Genomic DNA, 20,032 nt, shown 5'->3' on the forward strand with positions numbered 1-20,032 from the left:
AATGAGTTTCATTATCTCTATATATCCACAAAAAGTAAGGCTTTAAGCTTACATCTCCTTAACACAAGGATGACGACTCATACCCTACAGTTAGATGTGTCTGTGGGGACACAGGTTAAACAATGGAAGTAACCCTTATGATCAATACTACCCTACTGGCGCTGCTGGCGTTTGCCCCCATAGTGCTCGCCGCCATCCTGCTGGTCGGCCTGCAATGGCCGGCCAAGCGTGCCATGCCCCTGGCCTTTGTCCTGACCCTGATCATCGCCCTCATGACCTGGGAGATGAGCCCGGCCCGGGTACTGGCCTCCAGCCTGCAGGGATTCGCCATTTCCCTGTCGCTGCTGTGGATCATCTTCGGCGCCATACTGCTGCTTAATACCTTAAAGCATACCGGTGCCATTACCACCATCCGCAACGGCTTTACCGCCATTTCTCCCGACCGGCGCATCCAGGCCATCATCGTCGCCTGGTGCTTCGGCTGCTTTATCGAAGGCGCCTCCGGCTTCGGCACCCCCGCCGCGGTCGCCGCCCCGCTGATGGTGGCGCTGGGCTTTCCGGCCCTCGCCGCGGTGGTGATGGGCATGATGATCCAGAGCACCCCGGTGTCTTTCGGTGCCGTGGGTACCCCCATAATAGTCGGCGTCACCACCGGCCTGGATAATGGCGCCATCGATCAGAGCCTGAATGCAACCGGTTCCGGCTGGGGTGCCTATCTGCAAACCGTCACCGACAATGTGGCGGTGATCCACGGCATCGTCGGCATCCTGATGCCGCTGTTTATGTGCATGATGCTGACCCGCTTCTTCGGCCGCAACAAAAGCTGGAAGGAAGGCCTGGACATACTACCGTTCGCCGTCTTCGCCGGACTGGCCTTCACCATTCCCTACGCCCTCACCGGCGTATTCTTGGGTCCCGAATTTCCCTCCCTGGTCGGCGGCCTGGCCGGCCTGGCGATAGTGGTTACCGCCGCCCGCAAGGGCTTCCTGGTGCCCAAGACCCACTTTGAATTTCCCGAAGAAAAAGACTGGCCGGCCGAGTGGCTGGGTTCGCTCGCCATCCACAAGGAAGATCTGCAGAAAAAACCCATCGGCCTTGGCCTGGCCTGGTTCCCCTATCTGCTGTTGCCGGTGCTGCTGGTGCTGAGCCGGACCAGTGACGGCTTCAAGGGCCTGCTCACCGGCTGGAACATCGCCTTCAGCGATATTCTCGGCGAAGCCGGCATCAGCGCCAGCATCCAGCCCCTGTACCTGCCCGGCGGCATACTGGTGTTTGTCTCGCTGGTGGCGGCGCTGACCCAGAGCCGCTCGATCAAGGCATTGATACCGGCGGTGGCGGAGTCGTCCAAGACCCTGATCGGTGCCGGCTTCGTGCTGATGTTTACCGTGCCCATGGTGCGCATCTTTATCAACTCCGGGGTGAACGGCGCCGACATCGCCAGCATGCCGGTGATGGCCGCCAACTTTGCCGCCGACCTGGTGGGCGGATTCTTCCCGGCGATCAGCGCGGTGATCGGTGCCCTGGGGGCCTTTATCGCCGGCTCCAACACCGTCTCCAACATGATGTTTTCCCAGTTCCAGTTCGAGGTGGCCCAGACCCTGAACGTGTCCACCGCGCTGATGGTGGCGCTGCAGGCGGTGGGCGCCGCCGCCGGCAACATGATCGCCATCCACAACGTGGTCGCCGCCTCCGCCACCGTCGGCCTGCTGGGCCGGGAAGGCACCACGCTGCGCAAGACGGCGCTGCCGACCCTCTACTACCTGGTCGCCACCGGCATTATCGGCCTGGTCGCCATCTATGGTCTGGGGTTGTCGGACCCGCTGTTGAAGTTGTCTTGATTTGCATTGTCTGTCAGCCAGTAAAGGCTGACAGGACAGCGGTGAGGAACCGATAAGCAGACCCTCCGCGCCAGGGATGGCGCGGCGGAGCCCCCAGGGAAGGGTTCACGGCGAGTCTGCGTTAGGACCTCACTGCTGGCGCACTATCCTAAGTAGTGTTATTTAAAGGAATTGCCTTATGTCGTCCGCTATTCGCATCTATCCGGCCAAACCGGACAAGGTGTACGTCTACGCCACCTGCCTGGTGGACATGTTTTCCCCCCAGAGCGGGCTGGACGCCATCCGCCTGCTGGAACTGGCCGGAGTTGAGGTCATCTATGTGCCCAAGCAGACCTGCTGCGGCCAGCCGGCCTACTCCTCCGGTTATGAGGATGACGCCAAGACCTCGGCTCTGAGCCAGATGGCGCTGTTCCCCAAGCCCTGGCCGGTGATAGTGCTGTCCGGCTCCTGCGGCGGCATGATGCATCATCACTATCGCCGGCTGTTCGCCGGCGGCAAAAATGAGCAGGAAGTGAATCAATTCTGTGATCGGGTATTCGAACTCACCGAATTCCTGGTGCGGGTATGCCGCATCCGGCTGCAGGATCGGGGACCGGCCACCTCTGTGGTGCTGCATACCTCCTGCGCCGCCCGCCGGGAGATGAAGGTACATGTCACCGGCCGCCAACTGCTGAGCCAGCTCGACCAGGTGGAGCTGCGCGAGCAGGCCTACGAGAGCGAGTGCTGCGGCTTCGGCGGCACCTTCTCGGTGCGCCACCCGGCGATCAGCGAAGCCATGGTGCAGGACAAGACCCGACACCTAAACGACACCAGGGCCGCCCAGCTGATCAGCGCCGACTGGGGCTGTCTGCTCAATATCAACGGCGCCCTCGAATATCAGAAACAGGAAATGAAGGGCATTCATCTGGCCAGCTTCCTGCTCGGCCGGCTGGAGGGCGATCATGCATAACCAACCCCAACTGTTCCATCCCCAGGCCGAGGCGGCGCTGGCCGATCAAGAGCTGCGCGCCAACTTCCGCGGCGCCATGGATTACCTGCGCGACAAGCGCCAGGCCGCCTTCACCGACCCGGACGAAGAAGCCGCCATCCGCGACCGGGCCGAAGCCATCCGCAGGCGTTGCCTGAGCAAGCTGCCCGCGCTGCTGGAGCAGCTGGAAGCCAACTGCATCGCCAACGGCATCCGGGTGCACTGGGCGGAGGATGCGGCCCAGGCCAATGCCATCTTCACCGATATCATCCAGTCCCACGGCGGCACCCTGGCGGTCAAGGGCAAGTCCATGGTCAGCGAAGAAATCGAACTCAACCATCAGCTGACCAAGGAAGGCATCAGCTGCCTGGAAAGCGACATGGGCGAATATATCGTCCAGCTCGGCGACGAGACGCCGTCGCACATCATCATGCCCGCCATCCACAAGAACAAACGGCAGGTGGCGGATCTGTTCGCCGAGCATGTGCCCGGCTTTGAGCACACCCTGGATGTGGATCGGCTTATCCAGACCGGCCGTAACGTGCTGCGCCAGAAATTCCGCGAGGCCCAGGTGGGCATCTCCGGGGTCAACTTCGCGGTGGCCGAGACCGGCACCCTCTGCCTGGTGGAAAACGAAGGCAACGGCCGCATGTGCACCACGGTGCCCGAGGTGCATATCGCCGTCACCGGCATCGAAAAGGTGGTCGAGCTGCTGGCCGATGTGCCGCCGCTGTTCAGCGCCCTGACCCGCTCCGCCACCGGCCAGGCGATCACCACCTACTTCAATATGATCAGTGGTCCGCGCAAGGACGACGAACTGGACGGCCCGAAAGAGGTACACCTGGTGCTGCTCGACAACGGCCGCAGCCAGGCCTTCGTGGATGAAGAAATGCGCCAGACCCTGCAGTGCATTCGCTGCGGCGCCTGCATGAACCACTGCCCCGTCTATACCCGCATCGGCGGCCATGCCTACGGCACCGTCTACCCGGGCCCCATCGGCAAGATCATCTCGCCCCATCTGATGGGGCTGGAGGCCACCCGGGAGCTGCCCACCGCCTCCAGCCTGTGCGGGGCCTGCGGCGAGGTGTGCCCGGTGCGCATCCCCATCCCCCACCTGCTGCAACGGCTGCGCCGCGAGGCCAAACAGGAGCCCCGCCCGGGCGTACCGGCCCTGCGCGGCCAGGGGGCGGCCAAGAGCAAGCTGGAAGCCTTCGTCTGGCGCAGCTTCGGCCTGCTCACCAGCAAGCCGGCCCTGTACCGCTTGCTGAGCTGGTGCGCCACCCGTTGCCGCAGCCTGATCCCCGCCAAACTGGGCCCCTGGACCCGTTGCCGCACCGCCCCCAAACCCGCCGCCAGGACCCTGCGCGTGCTGATGGCCGAGAGGAATAAATAAGATGTCGACTGCCCGTAACGCCATTCTCAACCGGCTGCGCCAGGCTGGCGCCCAGCCACTGCCGGTCAACAACCCGGACTACCCGCTCTGGCACCCGGACAGCCCGGCCGAGCCGCTGGACAAGTTAACCGAACTGCTGGAGCAGAACCATGCCGAGGTGCTCAGGCTGAACCGCCACGAACTGGTGACCACCCTTAGGGCCCATATCGAGCAGGCCGCCCTCAAACATATCGCCACCGGCACCGGCGGCGAGTTTTTGGCCGAGATCACCCGGGCGCTGGCCGGATGTGCCGAACAGCGGCCCTTTAACCAACCCCTGGAGCAATGGAAAGACGAGCTGTTCGACCGGGTTGATGCGGGCATCACCGGCTGCCACGGTGCCATCGCCGCCACCGGCACCCTGGTGCTCTGGCCGGGCCCGGCGGAACCCCGTACCCTGTCGTTGGTGCCGCCCAGCCATATCGCCATCCTCAAGGCTTCCACCCTGTATACTAACCTGCCGGCGATGATGGCCGACCAGGGCTGGGCCAAGGGCATACCCACCAACCTGCTGCTGGTGTCCGGCCCCTCCAAGACGGCGGATATCCAGCAGACCCTGGCCTACGGCGCCCACGGCCCGAAACGGCTGCTGGTGCTGATCCTGGAGGATGCCTGATGACCGCCCAATTAACGCAGCAGGCCCAGGCCTATGGTGCCCACGGCCCGAAACAGTTTTTAGTATTGCTCCTAGAGGATGCCTGATGGAACAGAGTTACCGCCTGCTGGCCGATGAACTGGCGCAGTTTCTGCCCGCAGCACGCATTATCACCGACCCGTCCCTGTGCCTGGCCTACGGCACCGATGCCAGCTTCTATCGCCTGCTGCCCAGGATGGTGTTGCGCCTGGCAAGCCAGGACGAGATGGTACGGACGCTGCGGTTGTGCGGCCGGCACCGCATTCACTGCACCTTCCGCGCCGCCGGCACCAGCCTGTCCGGCCAGGCTATCTCCGACTCGGTACTGATCACCCTCACCGATGACTGGCGCCGGCATCAGATCCTGGATGACGGCCTCAGGATCAGCCTGCAACCCGGGGTGATCGGCGCCGATGCCAACCGCTATCTGGCGCCTTTCGGGCGCAAGATAGGCCCGGATCCGGCCTCCATCAACAGCTGCAAGATAGGCGGCATCGCCGCCAACAATGCCTCCGGCATGTGCTGCGGCACGGCCCAGAACTCCTACCGCACCCTGGCCGGCCTGAGCCTGGTGCTGGCCGACGGCAGCCGGCTGGATACCCGGGATGAACAAAGCCGGGCCCGCTTCGCCGAGCAAAAACCGGCACTGCTGGCCGGACTCAGGCAGCTGAGCGAGGAAGTGAAAGCCAACCCCGAGCTGGCCGAGCGCATCCGCCATAAATACCGGCTGAAGAACACCACCGGCTACAGCCTGAATGCGCTGGTGGACTTCGAAGACCCCTTCGATATGCTCAGCCACCTGATGATAGGCTCTGAGGGTACCCTGGGGTTTATCGCCGAGGTGACCTATCACACCGTGCCCGACCATGCCTTCAAGGCCTCCTGCCTGCTGGTCTATCCGGAGATAGAAACCACCTGCCTGGCGGTCACCGCCCTGGCCAACACCCAGGTCGCCGCGGTGGAATTGATGGACGGTCGGGCCCTGCGCTCCATCGCCGACAAAGCGGGGATGCCGGATTTCATCAAAGACCTGGATCTGGAAGCCTCGGCCCTGCTGGTGGAAATACACGGCGGCAACGAAGCCGAGTTGCTGGCCCGGTGCGAGCAGGCGATGCAGGCGGTGGCCGGCTTCAGGCGACGCAACGAAGTGCCCTTTACCCAGGACAGGACCACCTGCGCCACCCTCTGGGCCATGCGCAAGGGGATGTTCCCGGCGGTGGGCGCGGTACGCGAGACCGGGACCAGCGTAATCATCGAGGACGTGGCGTTCCCCGTGGAACAATTGGCACCGGCGGTGCGTCAACTCACCGAACTGTTTGAACGGTTCGGCTATGACGAGGCCATCATCTTCGGCCATGCTCTGGCCGGAAACCTGCATTTCGTGTTTACCCAGGGTTTCGATTCCCGGGCCGAGCTGAAACGCTACGGCGGTTTCATGGATGCGGTCGCCCGGCTGGTGGCGGTCGATTACCAGGGTTCGCTCAAGGCCGAGCACGGCACCGGCCGCAATATGGCGCCCTATGTGGAACTGGAATGGGGCAAGGAAGGCTATGCCCTGATGCAACGGATCAAGGCGCTGTTCGATCCCAATGGCATTCTCAATCCGGGGGTGATCCTCAATGACGACCCCCAGGCCCATCTGAAAGATCTCAAACCCCTGCCCGCCGCCGACGACATCGTCGACAAGTGCATAGAATGCGGCTTCTGCGAGGCGGTGTGCCCGTCCCGGGACCTGAGCCTGACCCCCCGCCAGCGCATCGTACTTTATCGTGAACTGCAACGCCGGGAGGCAACAGACGGACCCATAGACGACTCACTGCACCAGGTATTCCAGTATCAGGGAGTGGACACCTGCGCCGCCACCGGCCTCTGTGAGCAACGCTGCCCGGTGGGCATCAACACCGGTACCCTGGTGCGCAAGCTGCGCGCCCGGCGCTACCAGAAATTCCAGCCCATCGCCCGCTGGACCGCGGAGCACTTCGCCTCCACCACCAGCGCGGTCAGGCTGGGACTGGCGGCGAGCCGGCTGGCCGATAAGGTGCTGGGTGACAGCGCCATGACCAGGCTGAACAGCGGCCTGCGCACCCTCAGCAACAACAAGGTACCGCTGTGGCTGCCGGAAATGCCGTCCGCCAACCGCCACCAACCGCACGGCTCGGCTCAGGGCAGGCCCAAGGTGGTGTATTTCCCCTCCTGCGCCAGCCGTACCCTGGGCCAGTCGCCCCAGGCCAGAGACCGGCGCCCGCTGACCGAGGTGACCCTGTCGGTACTGGAAAAAGCCGGTTTCGATGTGCTCATGCCGGACCGGCTGGAGCAGCTGTGCTGCGGCATGCCCTATCAGAGCAAGGGCATGGAAGATATCTCCCGGCAGAAAACCGCCGAACTGGAAGCCAGCCTTTGGCAGGCATCGGAGCAGGGCAGATGGCCGGTACTGATGGACACCAGCCCCTGTGCCCAACGCAGCCAGGAAGGCTTCAGCCTGCCGCTCAAGGTATATGAACCGGTGACCTTTGTGCTAGAACAGGCCGCCTCCCGGCTCAAGCTGGAGGCTGTCGACGAAACCCTGCTGCTGCATATAACCTGCAGCAGCCGACGGATGGGGCTGGCCGACAAGATGCTGCAACTGGCCCGCCGCTGTGCCACCCGGGTGGTGGTACCCGAGCATATCGAATGCTGCGGCTTTGCCGGTGACAAGGGCTTTACCACCCCCGAGCTGAATGCGGCGGCGCTGAGCCCGCTCAAGGCCCAGGTACCGGCCGGTTGCAGCCGGGGTATCAGCAACAGCCGTACCTGTGAAATCGGCCTCAGCCACCACAGCGGTGTCAACTACGAGTCCATACTCTACCTGGTGGATGATGCGAGCAGGTAACCCCAGCCTTCGGCGTCTCAAACAGGCGATACCCAAGACAGGGGCAAAGGGAATCGCTGCGCCGACCCGCTGCGCCATGGGCGAAGAATGCTCCTGCATTTTCGACATTTCCGCCATCCATGGCGATCAGACGCCGTAGCGGCCCCCCCCCCGGGAAGGGTTTAGGGGGTGTCGGTGAAGTGAGCCCTTTGACCCCGGCGAACTTCATCAACAAACGCCACCTACGGCTAGTAAGGCTTATTCCAGTTCCACATCCGACAGCGGCACGCAGCAGCAGGCCAGGATCACCCCGGCCTCCCGTTCCGCCACCGACAGGGCCGGCGCTTCCGGCTGGGCCACCTCACCGGTTTTCAGGGTCTGCTTGCAGCTGCCGCAGATACCGGCCCGACAGGACCAGGGCAGGCTGATGCCCTGCCCTTCAGCCTGGGTCAGCAGATCCTGCTGGTTATTGCCGGTGAATTCCTGTCTGCCAAGTCGCACCTGCACCGCCCGTGTTTCACGTGAAACTTCGGCCGTTACCGGAGCGCTGAAACGCTCCTGGGCTATTTGCCGGGCGGGCACACCCAGGGCCTGCAGCCAGGCTCCGGCCTTATCCATAAACTCCGCCGGGCCGCACAGATAAATTGCCCTTCGCTGCACATCAGGAACGGCGGCCAGATGGCCCAGCTCCAGCCGGCCGGCATGTCCGGACCACCCCCTCCCCGCCCGGGTCAGGATAAAAGTCAGCCGCAGGCCTGGATGAAGGTCGGCCAGCGCGGTCAGTTCGGCGCGCGCGGGTATATCCCGCTCGTCACGGCAAACATGCATGAACACCGTATCCTGCAGCTGATCGAGATCCGCCAGTGCCCGTACCATGGACAGCATGGGCGTGACCCCCGAGCCCGCCGACAACAGCAGGTAGTTGGCCGCCGGTTTCAAACAGAAATTTCCCGCAGGCACATGGGCCAGCAGCTGGGCACCGGGTTGCAGAGCCTGGGCCAGCCAGTTCGATACCAGGCCGTCGGGCTGGCGCTTGACGCTGATACCGTAACGACCGGGCCGGGTCGGGCTGGAACTGAGGCTGTAATGACGCAGATGGCGACGGCCGTCTATATCCAAGGCCACCGGCAGGTGCTGGCCCGGCTGGTAATCGGCCAGCGGCTTGCCGTCCATCGCTTCCAGCCAGTAGGTATCCATATCCCGCGCCAGCGGCTCCCGCTCGACACAGAGCAGAGCACGGCGTCTGGGGGCCGAGTCCGGATAGCTGGGTGTCGAGGCATATTCCAGCACCTCTATGACATCGCCCTGGCGGATCTGTCCTTCGTTGAGCGCCACCAGGTTCTGGCCGAAATAGACCTCGCCATCCTCGCCCCTGCGATAGCGGGTCAGGGCCGCGAGTGGCTCTTTCAGCCGGTTGAAGCGAGCCGAGCCGGGCTCTACCGTGGTCATGATGCAGCGGCTGCAAGGCTTGGCCACCCGGAATTCTACCTCGCCTATGCGGATGCGTTTCCAGCCGTCTTCCTCGAACGGCCGGCTCGCCGATACCACCAGGTTGGTGCGGAACTGGGACATCTGCTGCAGCGCATCGGCACGCAGGTTGAGATCTTCAAGCGAAGCCTGTGAGATCAGCAGCAATGGATAACCGTCGGCAAAGCTGACACCGGTGCCCAGCTTTTGCCGGTAGCGGCCGGACTCTTCCCCCAGCCACAGCAGTTGCACCGGCTCCTCCAGTATCTGGCTGAACCAGGTATCATAATCCGGGTGGGTACTCCAGGCGGTAAAGCTGTCGTTCCAGACCCCGGTGGCTACCGGCCGCCGCTGAAACAAACCCGGCCGCACCGCCAACCCGGGCATGCCGGCAAATGCGAGCTCGAGCCCGTCGGCTACCTGGGTAACCCACACCTGTTGCAGACGGGGGTGGGTGCGGGCGGTGATAAAGCTGCCGTCCGGTCTGGCCAGCATATAGCGGCGATCGCCTTGCAGCCCTTCCCGGGAGACCCAGGCCTCGGCAACTGAAATACCGGCTGCCGATTTCAGCGGATAAAGGTGCAAGCCTGTGATCACTGCCATAGTATTCAGCCCTCAAAAATAAAAAAACATGCTACCCGGTTACTTTTCCGTACACTAGTCAGCACATATCGCTATGTAAGTCGCACAAAAGGAGAGTTTATGACCATTACACGTCAGGAAGTCGGTCAGCGGATGAGCCGCATCGTCAAACACAATGGCACAGTTTACCTCTGTGGCCAGGTTTGCAAAGATGCCACCCAGGATATTACCGAACAAACCCGCACCATGCTGGAAAAGGTGGATGAGCTGCTGGTCCAGGCCGGTTCCGGCCGCGAGCATATGCTGTCCGCCACCATCTACCTGAACACCATGGCCGACTTCGCCGCCATGAACGCGGTGTGGGATGCCTGGGTGCCCGAGGGGCATGCCCCGGCCCGCGCCTGTGTCGAGGCCGCCATGGCCCGTCCCGAGCTGCTGGTGGAAATTTCGGTGGTGGCCGCCGAACGATAAGCGCCCACTCCTGAACGGCAAAAAGACAAGCCCGGAAACACCGTAATGCTGTTCAGTTAAGGGGAGCCCCCATCTACCAAGCCGACCGTTGGCGTCATGGATGACGCCGCCGAGCTTCCAGGGACGGGATTTCGGCGAGTCGGCGTGTAGAGGAGGACTCCCCTTTTCATCTTAAGTGAACAGCACTGCGGAAACACCGGGCTTTTTCACATCATAACAGCGGGATCGGTTAAGTCATTACACCACACCCTGCTCGATCATGGCGTCGGCAACCTTGCGGAAACCGGCGATGTTGGCCCCCAGTACCAGGTTGTGGGGCTCGCCGAATTCGGCGGCGGTGCTGCTGGCACTGAGGAAGATGTTCTTCATGATCACCTTCAGTTTTTCGTCCACTTCCTCGAAACTCCAGCGTTGCATACTGGCATTCTGCGCCATTTCCAGCTGGCTGGTGGCCACGCCGCCGGCATTGGCCGCCTTACCCGGGCCATAGTGGATTCTGGCATCGAGGAACACCTCTACCGCATCCTGGGTGGAAGGCATGTTGGCTCCTTCCGACACGGCGATGCAGCCATTGGCCACCAGGGTCTTGGCGTCCGCTTCGCTCAGCTCGTTCTGGGTGGCGCAGGGGAACGCCAGCTGACCGGAGATACGCCATACCGCATTGCCGTCTGCCGGATAGTCTTCAACCGGAATAAACTTGGCATCCGGATGCACGACCAGGTATTCGTTCAGGCGCACCTTACGCACTTCCTTCAACTGCTTCAGGGTATCCAGGTTGATGCCGGCTTCATGGTAGAGGGTGCCGCTGGAGTCGGAGCAGGTCACCGGACGGGCTCCCAGCTGATACAACTTCTCTATGGTATAGATGGCCACGTTGCCGGCGCCGGACACCAGACAGGTTTTACCCGCCAGGGTATCGCCCTTGCTTTCCAGCATATACTCGGCAAAGTAGACACAGCCGTAGCCGGTGGCTTCCTTGCGCACCAGTGAGCCGCCCCACAGCAGGCTCTTGCCGGTGAACACGCCGTCATAATTGCCGGTCAACCGCTTGTACTGGCCGAACATATAGCCGATCTCGCGGGCCCCCACGCCGATATCGCCGGCCGGTACATCTGTGGTCGGGCCAATATGGCGATACAGCTCATTGATAAAAGACTGGCAGAAACGCATGATTTCGCCGTCTGACTTGCCCTTGGGATCGAAGTTGGCGCCGCCCTTGCCGCCGCCGATGGGCAGGCCGGTCAGGGCGTTCTTGAAGATCTGCTCGAAGCCGAGAAACTTGATGATGCCGGCGTTGACGCTGGGGTGAAAGCGCAGGCCGCCCTTGTACGGGCCCAGGGCCGAGTTGAATTCGATGCGGTAGCCCTTGTTGACCTGCACATTGCCCTGATCATCGACCCAGGGTACCCGGAACATGATCTGCCGCTCGGGTTCGACCATACGCTCGATAATGGCGTGCCGCTTATATTGCTCACTGGTTTCGAGGATAGGCTGTAACGAGTCCAGAACCTCCTCCACTGCCTGATAGAATTCTGCTTGTGCCGGGCTGGTTTTTTGAAGTCTGACGATGGTGTCGTGGATATAGGTCATCACTTGTCCTTGTTATTATTTTTTAAAAGTACCATCTGAAACACATATTCTGAGCACCCATTGAAATATGAAAGCCGGGATGCCGTCAATGACTAACCATATAAATAAATATTCTTAAATTTAAAATATTTATACGACTATCACCGGTTGCGCCCGACCCTGCCTCCTCCTGGACAGGCTAAAGCCGTCTATGCTTGATCTGTATGTCCAAGGAGGGGGAGGTATGGACGCGGAGCAGCTGGCGTTAACAGATCAGGAGCGCCTGGGACAGGCACTGATCAAGGCCGGGCATATCACCGAAAAAGACTTGCTGCGTATCGAGCGGATGCGTAACAGTCAGCCCGGCGCTGCCCCACTGGCCTCGCTGCTGCTCAACCTGGGCATGGTATCCGAGCGGGATCTGGCCAGGTGTCTGGCGGAAGTAACCGCATTACCCCTGAGCCAGAGCGATGAATACCCATTGTCATCGCCAATCGACACACCCTTACCCTACCGCTTCCTGAAAGAGCACCAGCTGGTTCCGCTGCGGCTGGAACAAAGCACCCTAGTGGTGGCCATCGCCAATCCCCAGCATGACTTCGCCGTCAAGGCCCTGGCCATGGCCTGCCAGCAACCGATCCGGCTGCAGGTCGGTATCGGCTCGGAGATAGGGACGGCAATAGAGAAACTCTACGGTGAAGGACAGAGCCGGATGGGCGATATCATGTCGTCGGTGGGCCAGCAGGACGAAGGGGAGGAAAGCATAGCGCAACTGAAGGACATGGCCAGCGAGGCCCCGGTGATCCGCCTGGTGAACCTGATCATCCAGAAAGCGGTGGAACTGAGGGCTTCCGATATCCATGTTGAACCCTTCGAAAACCGTCTCAAGATCCGCTACCGCATAGACGGGGTGATGCAGGACAGCGAAGCCCCGCCGGTCACTATGACGCCGGCCATCATTTCCCGCATCAAGATCATGGCCCGGCTCAATATCGCCGAACGCCGGCTGCCCCAGGACGGCCGCATAGAGCTGAAAATACAGGGGCAGGACCTGGATATCCGGGTCTCTACCGTGCCGACCATGCATGGCGAAAGCCTGGTGATGCGCTTGCTGAACCGGGAAAGCGTGGTGCTGGACTTCGGCGCCCTGGGGTTCGCCGGCGACACCAGACTCAGGCTGCAGAAGTTGCTCAAGATACCCCACGGCATGGTCATGGTCACCGGCCCCACCGGCAGCGGCAAGACCACCACCCTCTACACGGCATTGAATCAGCTCAATACCATGGAACGCAAGCTGATCACGGTGGAGGATCCCGTCGAGTATCAGCTGGAAGGGATCAACCAGATCCATGTCAAGCCGAGCATAGGACTGACCTTCGGCAGCGCCCTCAGATCCATAGTACGCCAGGATCCGGACGTGATCATGGTGGGGGAAATGCGCGATCTGGAAACCGCCCGCATCTGCGTACAGTCGGCGCTCACCGGCCACCTGGTGTTGTCCACCCTACACACCAATGATGCCGCCAGCAGCGTTACCCGGCTGCTGGAAATGGGGGTGGAAGATTATCTGCTGACCTCCACCCTCAATGGCGTTATCGGTCAACGGCTGGTGCGGGTGCTCTGCCCCCACTGCAAGGAAGAGTACAGTCCGCTGCCGGAGATGGTCAGCGAACTCAAGCTCCCATCATCCACATCAGACGGCAGCATACGGCTATTCCGGCCCAAGGGCTGCGGCCAGTGCGCCGGTACCGGTTACCACGGCCGGCTGGCCATTCAGGAACTGCTCATCATGAATGACGACATCCGCCGCCTGATACTCAAGCATGCGGATGCGGGCCGTATCCAGGAGGCCGCGATCAACGGCGGCATGAGGACCATGTACGGCGACGGCATTCAAAAAGCCTTGGCCGGGCTCACCCACGTGGAAGAGGTGATCCGCGTTACCCAGGAGTCCTGATATGGCGTTCTATTACTTCAAGGCGGTCGATCGGCAGGGCGAGATTCAGGAAGGCTGGCTGGAAGGCTGTGACCAGCAGGCCATAGTGCACCAGTTGCAGCACAGGGGTCTGATCCCCCTTTCGGTAGAGTCGGCGGACGGCCATAAGGGCATGGCTGCGGGCTTAAGCCTGCGGCTGACGAAAAAGGCCGTGGGTGAGCGTCAGATCCAGGTACTGACCCAGGATCTGGCGGCCCTGCTCAAGGCGGGCATCCCCCTGGAACGGGCCTTGGGCATCATGATGCGGGTGCGCATCAAACCGGCCGATATCAAACTGCTCGGCCAGATCCAGGAAGGGGTGCGCCGCGGTCAACCCCTGTCCAATGTGCTGGCCGAGCAGGATGCCGCCTTCTCCCATTTTTATCTCAACATGATCAGGGCCGCCGAAGTGGCGGGAACCCTGGAGCAGGGGCTGGCCGATCTCGCCGTCTATATGGAGCGCAGCCGCCAGCTCAAGGAAAAGGCGCTCTCTGCCCTGCTCTACCCGACCATCCTGCTGCTGGTTTCAGTCATGTCCCTGCTGATCATCCTCACCTATGTGATCCCCCAGTTTCAGCAACTGTTTGCCGATATGGGCCAGGCCCTGCCGCTGGCGACACGGATAGTGATCAGTGCCGCCGAATTCCTCAGGGACATGGGACCCTGGCTGTTGTTGCTGTTACTGCTGGCCCTGCTCGCCGGACGACGCCAACTGCAGCATCCCGAAAAGCGGTTGGCCTGGGATGGCTTCCTGCTGAGGCTGCCGTTGGCGGGCGAGCTGATCAAGCGGCTGGAAGTGGCCCGTTTCAGCCGCAGCCTGGGCACCCTGATGAATGGCGGCGTGCCCCTGCTCAACGCCCTGAACATCGCCAGGGATACCCTGGTCAACAGCCTGCTGGCCCAGACTCTGGACGCCGCGGCAGACAACCTGAAGGCGGGCAAGCGCCTGGCCGAGCCCCTGCTGGCATCGGGCCTGTTTCCGCCGCTGGCGATCCAGATGATCCAGGTGGGGGAAGAAACCGGACAACTGGAAGAGATGCTGCTCAAGGTGGCGGATAGCTACGACCGGGAGGTGGAAAATGCCATCCACCGCCTGCTGACCATACTGGAGCCCCTGCTGATTGTCAGCCTGGGTATCATTATCGCCGGAATCATCATCTCCATCCTGGTGGCCATACTCAGCATCAACGAACTGCCTGTATAGGGGGCTAGCGTGTATAACAAGACTCGTTATTTCTTATTTGGTTTTACCCTGCTGGAACTGCTGGTGGTGCTGGTGATCCTCGGCCTGCTCGCCAGCCTGGTCGGACCCCAGGTTCTGAAACAACTGAGTGGCTCCAAGACCAAAACCGCCAACCTGCAGATAAAGGAGCTGGGCACGGCGCTCGATCTGTTCCGACTGGAAGTCGGCCGTTACCCCTCTTCCTCCGAGGGACTGGAGGCCCTGCTCCGCCAACCCGCCGACACCCGTGGCTGGAACGGCCCCTATCTCACCAAGAAGAACCTCCCCCGGGATCCTTGGGGCAACGACTACCAATACCGCTACCCGGGCCATAATGGCGCCTATGATCTGTTCAGCCTGGGGGCGGACAACCAGGAAGGCGGCGAGGGTGAAGCCCGGGACGTGGGCAGTTGGGAATAACATGAAGCCCGGCTTTACCCTGTTGGAGTTATTGGTGGTGCTGGTGATCGCCATGCTGGCGTTGACGGTGGTGGCGCCCAGATTTTCGGCTCTGCTGCCCGGCGTCGAGCTGAAGACCTACAGCCAGCAGACCGCGGCCCTGCTTCGACTGGCACGCAGCCAGGCCATCGGCCGGGGTGAAGAGGTGGCCCTGACATTCGACGGCGAGACACGGGAAACCCGGATGTCCGACGGTGTCTATCCCTGGCCGGAGAATATCCAGCTGCAACTGCCGACGGCTGGCCCCCCCCGGGGGCCACAGGAAAAAAAAATGATTTTTTATCCGGACGGCAGCGCCAGTGGCGGCATGATCACCGTCTCGTCCTCGTCCCGACAATACCTTATAGAAGTGAACTGGCTGACCGGCAGGGTAAGCATCCATGAATAAGACAAGCGGCTTTACCCTGCTGGAAGTATTGGTGGCGTTCGCCGTGCTGACGGTAACCATGGGTGTCTTGCTGCAACTCTTTTCGCTTGCTATCCGTACTACCCAGGTGGCCCAGGAGCAGCAGAGGGCGCTGCTGCTGGCCGAATCCAAACTGGTGGAACTGGCCGCCGGCCGGATCCTGCAACCGGGGCGAGACCAGGGCCGGTTCGATGACAAATACTGGTGGCAAACCCGGATCGAGGTGTTTGATCTGCGCCAGATGACCGATCAGGAATCGGCTCTGGTTCCCTACCAGCTTTCGGTAACCGTGGGCTGGGGCAACAGGGAGCAGACGCTCAGCCTGTCCACCCTGCGCCTGGCCAGGGAGGGGCGATGAGGAAGGCGCTCGGTTTTACCCTGCTGGAGCTGATGGTGGCGCTGCTGCTGCTGACCCTGCTGGCCGGCCTGATATTCAGCGGCTTTCGCCTGGCCAGCCGAGCCTGGGAAACCATCAACGCCCACAGTGCGGCGGCCAGTGAAGGGGTGCAGATACAGCTGTTCCTGCGCAACCTGCTGGAGCAGGCCATCCCCATGGATATCTGGGATCCGGCAGAAAACTATCTGCTGTCGTTCCAGGGTACGCAAAGGGAACTGATCTTCCTGGCCCCCTTGCCACTGCAGTTGTCCCAGCGTCCGCGGACAACTGCAGCGCAAAAGGCCTGGTTTTATCTCGCTCTGGATGAAACAGACCCGCAGCATCCTCTGCTGCAACTGAAAACCCAGCCCTTTAGCCTGGATGAAGATGAGCAAAGCCTGGACTGGGCCCGGTTGCAGACCGACTTCCGGACACCGGGACTGATAGCGCCGCTGTTGACGCTGACCGTCGATAGCCTGACCCTGGCCTACCGGGCCAAAGAAACGGGTACCTTGCCCGACTGGCAGCATGAGTGGCTGGATGAAGGGACTCTGCCGGAATTGATACTGCTGCAGGCAGGTGGCGACCGGGATCAAGGTGCCTGGCCGGCGCTGATGATCACCCCCAGGAACAATAAGTATGAGATCAAAGAGACTTTCTGACCGTCAACAAGGCATCGCCCTGTTCAGCGTGCTCTGGGTGCTGATGCTGCTGACCCTGATCGCCACCAGCCTGTCCCTGACCAGCCGCAGCCAGGGCCAACAGAGCCGCAATATCATCGGTGCTGTGCAGGCCCGCTACCTTGCCGAAGCAGGCATACAACTGGCGCTGGTCAACCAGGGCATGGCCGCCGCACAGCGACCCTGGCTGGCCGACGGCAGTCCTTACCTCTTACCGATGGATGGCAACGAGCTCTGGATCGCCATCTTCAACGAAAGCGGTCGCATCGATCTCAATGTCACCGGCCCCGAGTTGCTGGATGGCTTGCTCAGGACCGCCGGGGTGGAAGACGACCTGCGAGCCAAGCTGGTGGACGCCATCCAGGACTGGCGGGACGAAGATGATCTCCACCGGCTCAACGGAGCCGAATATGATGACTATATTGCAGCCGGCCGGGAATCTGGTCCCCGCAATGCCTCCTTTGAAACGGTAGCCGAAGTTCAGCAGGTACTGGGGATGACTCCGGAGATCTACCGGCATATCCGCCATAGCCTGACCGTCCGTAACCCCCACAACGGCATCAACCCTCTGTACGCCCCGCGCCAGGTGTTGCAGGCCCTGCCCGAGGTGGATGAAACTCAGGTTGAGCAGTTCGTCAAGGACAGGCTCAAGAGCCATCAGGACGGTCTGCCCCCCCCGGCCACCGACTTCTTGCCCCGGCAGTTTCTGTCTGGTGGCTCTCCCAGCGTCAACTACACTATCCATACAGAAGCCCGCATGAATACAGGTAGTCGCTACCGTCTTTCTACCAATCTGCGGTGGCGACGCGGCCAGCCAGAACTGGAACAAATAATGCCGGAAAAGGTATCGCTGTTTACCGGGCCCGACTCTTAAGGGAGATTCCCTATGGATGGGGAAAAATGGACACATAGCCTGCTGCACCGGGGCCAAACCCTGTTGCAGCCAGTAGCCGGATTCTGGCAATGGTGGACAGGCCAGCTGCTTACGCTGCTGCCCGCCCGGGTTCGCAGTCGGCTGTTCGGGCAAAAACAGCAACTGACCGTACACCTCGACCAGGGCCATTATCGGCTGGAATCCGGATCCCGGGATATCCTGCTGGAATTCGAGGCTGAACCCACCCGGAAGCAGGAACAGATGCTGGCCCAGATACTGGAACAGGCCGCGCAAATCCGGCTCTGTCTGCCCATCAGCGAGCTGCTGTATACCCGGCTCAGGCTCCCCGCCGCCACGGCCGCCAGCCTGAACAACGTGCTGACCTTCGAAATGGATAAACATACCCCCTTTCAGGCACAGCAGGTCTATTTTGGCTACCGCATACTGGAACGGGAAAAGGGTAACGCCTTTATCCTGATCGGGCTCTTGCTGATCCCCAAGGAACGGCTGGATCCCCGCTTGGCCGAACTCAAACGGATGGGTATAGATCCCGCCAGGTTGCAAACCACCGATCTGCCCGACTCCCCCGTCATTACCCTGATCGCCCCGGAGAATGCCAGACAGAGCAGGATACAAAGGCTGCGTACCCTCAACGGTATGCTGATACTGGTGATGCTGTTGTTGGTGATCGCCACCCCTCTCTATCAGCGTCAGGCCAGAATTGACGCATTGAATGCCGAATTGGCGGTTCCCAAAAGCCGGGCTGAAAGAGCGGCTAAACTGAAGCAACAGCTGGATGAGTTACAGCAAAACCGGCTGTTTCTGGTGAAAGAAAAAGCGGCGGCGCCTTCCGCGCTGATCCTGCTGGACGAACTGACCCGGCTGCTACCGGATCACACCTGGCTCAATCGCTTCGAACTGCAGGAAGATACGCTGCAAATTCGGGGAGAATCGGCCAGCGCCTCCGAACTCATCGGTCTGATAGAAGGATCTTCCCTGTTTTATGATGTACATTTCAGCTCCCCGGTGACCAACAATCCGGCCACCGGCAGAGACAGGTTTACAATAGGCGCCCGTTTTGGTGAAGAGGTGGCGCCATGAGGCTCAGTACCAGACAGCAACAGCTTGCCGCCGTCGCCATCCTGACCTCTGTCTTGCTGCTATTCGGCCTGCTTCTCCATCCCCTGCTCAACCTGTTTATGCAGCAGGGGGCCACCCTGTCCCGGCTCGAAAGCCAGCTGGCCCGCTACCAGAAGCTGTCCGACAATCTGGAGCAGACCGAGCAGACCCTGCAGAGGCTGAAAAAAGAAAATCCCAGCGCGGATTTTTACCTGCCGGAAACCCGCCCTTCCCTGGCCTCGGCCTGGTTGCAACAGCACCTTAACCAGCTGGTCAGCCACAGCGGTGGCCAGCTACTCAGCATTCAAAACACCCAGGCCAACACCACTAGTCCCTTGTCCTCCATCGCCCTCAAGGTGCATTTAAGGGGAGAGATGGGGCAGCTGGTGCAGCTGTTCCACGCCCTGGAATCGGGCCGTCCCATGCTGTTTATCAATGACTTGGTTATCTCGGCCAGCCCCGGGCGCCGCAATATCAGGATCAGCCGTCATCTGCCGCCTAACCGGGGCCAGGATCCCAGATACCAGCAACTGCCTTCGTTGGATATCCGCTTCGACCTGCTCGGTTACGGCCAAAGGGAGGCGCCATGAACAGCCTTGTGGTTAACCTGCTGATCATGGCTCTGCCGGCACTGCTGAACCCACCGGTTTACGGACAGCAGGACAGCAACAGCTGGCTGAGCCAAGCGAGCTATCCTCCCCTTAAAAGTTTTCAAGAGATCATCACCCGCCCCTTGTTCGACGAGGGCCGCCGCCCCCGCCCCCCCCAGGATGCAGAAAGCACCAGTGAAACGGCGACGGCGCTGCGGGAAAAATGGCGGTTGACCGGAGTGGTGTGGGAAGGCGAGCAGCAACTGGCACTGTTCAGTGAACGCCAGGGGGCGGGACGCCTCCGCCTTAAAACAGACATGTATCTGGATGGTGGCTGGCAGTTGCAAGAAATCCAGGCCGAGGCCGTTATCCTGACGGATGGCGAGCAACAACTGCAACTAACGCTGAGAGAACCCAGGCCGGCGCCGGAAACAATGCCCAAGTCAGCGCCAACACAACTGCCAGGACGCGGAAAGCAGGAAGAAAAAACTGAAGCCAATAACGACAACCAGGGATGATAGCG

18 protein-coding genes are annotated in these 20,032 nt (G+C 61.3%); 16 read left to right on the forward strand and 2 right to left on the reverse strand.

Annotation, left to right across the window (positions count from 1 at the left end; all coding sequences use genetic code 11):
• Positions 1–122 precede the first annotated feature (122 nt).
• The 5 genes from ABD806_RS16675 (at position 123) to ABD806_RS16695 (ending at position 7,740) form a co-directional block, all read left to right on the forward strand.
• Positions 123–1,838, forward strand: a complete 1,716-nt coding sequence (locus ABD806_RS16675) for an L-lactate permease (protein ID WP_425583160.1) — start codon at positions 123–125, stop codon at positions 1,836–1,838.
• Positions 1,839–2,016: 178 nt separating this feature from the next.
• Entirely contained in the window at positions 2,017–2,787 is a 771-nt protein-coding gene (locus ABD806_RS16680) for a (Fe-S)-binding protein (RefSeq protein WP_344959932.1), read from the forward strand.
• Positions 2,780–4,198, forward strand: coding sequence for a LutB/LldF family L-lactate oxidation iron-sulfur protein (locus ABD806_RS16685; protein ID WP_344959933.1), 1,419 nt, complete (start codon positions 2,780–2,782; stop codon positions 4,196–4,198). Before ABD806_RS16680 ends, ABD806_RS16685 begins: the two co-directional genes overlap by 8 nt.
• Position 4,199: 1 nt before the next feature.
• Positions 4,200–4,853: a LutC/YkgG family protein gene (locus ABD806_RS16690; protein WP_344959934.1), complete on the forward strand. Its 654-nt coding sequence runs from the start codon at positions 4,200–4,202 to the stop codon at positions 4,851–4,853.
• 85 nt (positions 4,854–4,938) lie between these two features.
• Positions 4,939–7,740, forward strand: a complete 2,802-nt coding sequence (locus tag ABD806_RS16695; protein WP_344959935.1) for an FAD-binding and (Fe-S)-binding domain-containing protein — start codon at positions 4,939–4,941, stop codon at positions 7,738–7,740.
• A 237-nt stretch (positions 7,741–7,977) separates the two neighbouring features.
• On the opposite strand, the gene ABD806_RS16700 is transcribed toward ABD806_RS16695, so the two are convergent.
• The gene (locus tag ABD806_RS16700) at positions 7,978–9,789 is read right to left on the reverse strand and encodes an MOSC N-terminal beta barrel domain-containing protein (protein ID WP_344959937.1); all 1,812 of its coding nucleotides are present in this window, start codon (positions 9,787–9,789) and stop codon (positions 7,978–7,980) included.
• Positions 9,790–9,888: 99 nt separating this feature from the next.
• On the opposite strand from ABD806_RS16700, the gene ABD806_RS16705 reads away from it, so the two are divergent.
• Positions 9,889–10,239 (forward strand): RidA family protein, encoded by a 351-nt coding sequence (locus ABD806_RS16705; RefSeq protein ID WP_344959938.1) that lies wholly within the window; start codon positions 9,889–9,891, stop codon positions 10,237–10,239.
• Between the two features lie 237 nt (positions 10,240–10,476).
• On the opposite strand, the gene gdhA is transcribed toward ABD806_RS16705, so the two are convergent.
• The gene (gdhA, locus tag ABD806_RS16710; RefSeq protein ID WP_344959939.1) at positions 10,477–11,829 is read right to left on the reverse strand and encodes an NADP-specific glutamate dehydrogenase; all 1,353 of its coding nucleotides are present in this window, start codon (positions 11,827–11,829) and stop codon (positions 10,477–10,479) included.
• A 223-nt stretch (positions 11,830–12,052) separates the two neighbouring features.
• On the opposite strand from gdhA, the gene gspE reads away from it, so the two are divergent.
• The 10 genes from gspE to ABD806_RS16760 are packed head-to-tail and all read left to right on the forward strand — an operon-like array spanning position 12,053 to position 20,027.
• Positions 12,053–13,765, forward strand: coding sequence for a type II secretion system ATPase GspE (gspE, locus tag ABD806_RS16715; RefSeq protein ID WP_344959940.1), 1,713 nt, complete (start codon positions 12,053–12,055; stop codon positions 13,763–13,765).
• 1 nt (position 13,766) lies between these two features.
• Positions 13,767–14,987, forward strand: a complete 1,221-nt coding sequence (locus ABD806_RS16720; RefSeq protein ID WP_344959942.1) for a type II secretion system F family protein — start codon at positions 13,767–13,769, stop codon at positions 14,985–14,987.
• A 9-nt stretch (positions 14,988–14,996) separates the two neighbouring features.
• Positions 14,997–15,425 carry a type II secretion system major pseudopilin GspG gene (gene gspG / locus ABD806_RS16725; protein ID WP_344959943.1) on the forward strand — a complete coding sequence of 143 codons (429 nt, stop codon included), beginning with the start codon at positions 14,997–14,999 and terminating at the stop codon, positions 15,423–15,425.
• A gap of 1 nt (position 15,426) precedes the next feature.
• Complete coding sequence (locus tag ABD806_RS16730) at positions 15,427–15,852, forward strand: GspH/FimT family pseudopilin (protein WP_344959944.1); 426 nt, start codon at positions 15,427–15,429, stop codon at positions 15,850–15,852.
• On the forward strand, positions 15,845–16,228 hold the full coding sequence (locus tag ABD806_RS16735; protein WP_344959945.1) for a type IV pilus modification PilV family protein: 384 nt from the start codon (positions 15,845–15,847) through the stop codon (positions 16,226–16,228). The genes ABD806_RS16730 and ABD806_RS16735 overlap by 8 nt, the downstream gene beginning before the upstream one ends.
• Positions 16,225–16,908 carry a prepilin-type N-terminal cleavage/methylation domain-containing protein gene (locus ABD806_RS16740; protein ID WP_344959946.1) on the forward strand — a complete coding sequence of 228 codons (684 nt, stop codon included), beginning with the start codon at positions 16,225–16,227 and terminating at the stop codon, positions 16,906–16,908. Before ABD806_RS16735 ends, ABD806_RS16740 begins: the two co-directional genes overlap by 4 nt.
• A complete protein-coding gene (locus ABD806_RS16745) occupies positions 16,886–17,800 on the forward strand; it encodes a type II secretion system minor pseudopilin (RefSeq protein ID WP_344959947.1) in 915 nt (304 codons plus the stop codon). The genes ABD806_RS16740 and ABD806_RS16745 overlap by 23 nt, the downstream gene beginning before the upstream one ends.
• Before the next feature lie 12 nt (positions 17,801–17,812).
• Positions 17,813–18,901 (forward strand): PilN domain-containing protein, encoded by a 1,089-nt coding sequence (locus ABD806_RS16750; RefSeq protein ID WP_344959948.1) that lies wholly within the window; start codon positions 17,813–17,815, stop codon positions 18,899–18,901.
• Complete coding sequence (gspM, locus tag ABD806_RS16755) at positions 18,898–19,509, forward strand: type II secretion system protein GspM (protein ID WP_344959949.1); 612 nt, start codon at positions 18,898–18,900, stop codon at positions 19,507–19,509. The genes ABD806_RS16750 and gspM overlap by 4 nt, the downstream gene beginning before the upstream one ends.
• Positions 19,506–20,027 carry a hypothetical protein gene (locus ABD806_RS16760; RefSeq protein ID WP_344959950.1) on the forward strand — a complete coding sequence of 174 codons (522 nt, stop codon included), beginning with the start codon at positions 19,506–19,508 and terminating at the stop codon, positions 20,025–20,027. The genes gspM and ABD806_RS16760 overlap by 4 nt, the downstream gene beginning before the upstream one ends.
• Positions 20,028–20,032 lie beyond the last annotated feature (5 nt).

Origin of the sequence: Zobellella aerophila (assembly GCF_039539325.1) — a bacterium.
GTDB classification, from domain to species: domain Bacteria; phylum Pseudomonadota; class Gammaproteobacteria; order Enterobacterales; family Aeromonadaceae; genus Oceanimonas; species Oceanimonas aerophila.

What these genes read in the sequence shown, in the direction of transcription:
- gspM (WP_344959949.1), top strand. Translation starts at nt 18,898, where the DNA reads ATGAGGCTCAGTACCAGACAGCAACAGCTTGCCGCCGTCGCCATCCTG.
- ABD806_RS16720 (WP_344959942.1), top strand. Translation starts at nt 13,767, where the DNA reads ATGGCGTTCTATTACTTCAAGGCGGTCGATCGGCAGGGCGAGATTCAG.
- ABD806_RS16735 (WP_344959945.1), top strand. Translation starts at nt 15,845, where the DNA reads ATGAATAAGACAAGCGGCTTTACCCTGCTGGAAGTATTGGTGGCGTTC.
- ABD806_RS16760 (WP_344959950.1), top strand. Translation starts at nt 19,506, where the DNA reads ATGAACAGCCTTGTGGTTAACCTGCTGATCATGGCTCTGCCGGCACTG.
- ABD806_RS16690 (WP_344959934.1), top strand. Translation starts at nt 4,200, where the DNA reads ATGTCGACTGCCCGTAACGCCATTCTCAACCGGCTGCGCCAGGCTGGC.
- ABD806_RS16750 (WP_344959948.1), top strand. Translation starts at nt 17,813, where the DNA reads ATGGATGGGGAAAAATGGACACATAGCCTGCTGCACCGGGGCCAAACC.
- ABD806_RS16740 (WP_344959946.1), top strand. Translation starts at nt 16,225, where the DNA reads ATGAGGAAGGCGCTCGGTTTTACCCTGCTGGAGCTGATGGTGGCGCTG.
- gdhA (WP_344959939.1), bottom strand. Translation starts at nt 11,829, where the DNA reads ATGACCTATATCCACGACACCATCGTCAGACTTCAAAAAACCAGCCCG.
- gspE (WP_344959940.1), top strand. Translation starts at nt 12,053, where the DNA reads ATGGACGCGGAGCAGCTGGCGTTAACAGATCAGGAGCGCCTGGGACAG.
- ABD806_RS16700 (WP_344959937.1), bottom strand. Translation starts at nt 9,789, where the DNA reads ATGGCAGTGATCACAGGCTTGCACCTTTATCCGCTGAAATCGGCAGCC.
- ABD806_RS16745 (WP_344959947.1), top strand. Translation starts at nt 16,886, where the DNA reads ATGAGATCAAAGAGACTTTCTGACCGTCAACAAGGCATCGCCCTGTTC.
- ABD806_RS16680 (WP_344959932.1), top strand. Translation starts at nt 2,017, where the DNA reads ATGTCGTCCGCTATTCGCATCTATCCGGCCAAACCGGACAAGGTGTAC.
- ABD806_RS16695 (WP_344959935.1), top strand. Translation starts at nt 4,939, where the DNA reads ATGGAACAGAGTTACCGCCTGCTGGCCGATGAACTGGCGCAGTTTCTG.
- ABD806_RS16730 (WP_344959944.1), top strand. Translation starts at nt 15,427, where the DNA reads ATGAAGCCCGGCTTTACCCTGTTGGAGTTATTGGTGGTGCTGGTGATC.
- ABD806_RS16675 (WP_425583160.1), top strand. Translation starts at nt 123, where the DNA reads ATGGAAGTAACCCTTATGATCAATACTACCCTACTGGCGCTGCTGGCG.
- ABD806_RS16705 (WP_344959938.1), top strand. Translation starts at nt 9,889, where the DNA reads ATGACCATTACACGTCAGGAAGTCGGTCAGCGGATGAGCCGCATCGTC.
- ABD806_RS16685 (WP_344959933.1), top strand. Translation starts at nt 2,780, where the DNA reads ATGCATAACCAACCCCAACTGTTCCATCCCCAGGCCGAGGCGGCGCTG.